Genomic DNA, 924 nt, shown 5'->3' on the forward strand with positions numbered 1-924 from the left:
ACACGTGCTCGACCCGCGCACGCACGCGGGCAATGCGCGTGTTGCGCGCTTTCTGCCGCTTGGGCAGTGGCCGGTGGGGCTTGGCCTTGCGCTGGATCTGCGGCCGGTAGCCTTTGGCCTGGAGCGCTTCTTCCCGCTGCTTGCTCGCGTAGCCCCGGTCGGCGTAGACGTCGCGGCACGTGTTGCCCGAGTCGAGCAGGGCCTCGAAGTGCTGGCTGTCGTGGGTGCTGGCCGTGTCGGTCTTCAGGCGCCGGATGAGCTTGTGCTTGCGATCGACACAGACCGAGAGTTTGTAGCCGTAGTAGCTCTTGCCGTGTTTCTTGGTCCAGGTGGCATCCAGGTCTTTTTGACGGCGTTTGGCCGGACTCCAGCCGATGGGCATGGCACGTTGTTCCACGATCTCCTGCTCTTCCCGAGTGAAGTGCTGACGGGGAGCGCGCTACCGGCGTCGCATCCACGATCTGCCCACCCCGGGCGATATAGCCCTTGCGTTCGATTTGGCGCTTCACCGCCTCGAACAGGGCTTGCGCCCCTGCAGCTCCGATGCGGTTCTCGAACAGCCAGATCGTGGTGCGATCCGGAACCGTGCGCGAGTGCTCCAGCCCACAGAAGCGCTTGAAGCTCATCCGATCGAGGAGCTGGAACTCCATCTGCTCGTCCGATAGCCCGTAGAGGCGCTTCAGTACCACGATGCGCACCATCGTCTCGATCGGATAGGGCGGCCGTCCGCCTTTGGGTTGATCCTTGAGCGGAGCGATTCTCTCCACTGCCGCGGCCAACGCCGCGAAGTCGATTACCGCCTCCATTTCCTGGTGAGGATCGCCGAGCCGCTCGAGCTTGGCGCGATGTTCTTCTGCGGCAAAGAGGTCGGGCTGGATCGCAGTGCGGCGCGTCATGGTTCGGGCTCCTCTCGAATCAGGACAG

General features: G+C 64.0%; 1 pseudogene. It reads right to left on the minus strand.

The window, feature by feature from the left end:
* Nucleotides 1-896: pseudogene (locus EPD82_RS12235) on the minus strand (IS5 family transposase); the annotation flags it as partial.
* Nucleotides 897-924: the final 28 nt, after the last annotated feature.

Source organism: Tepidiphilus succinatimandens, assembly GCF_006503695.1.
GTDB classification, from domain to species: Bacteria; Pseudomonadota; Gammaproteobacteria; order Burkholderiales; family Rhodocyclaceae; genus Tepidiphilus; species Tepidiphilus succinatimandens.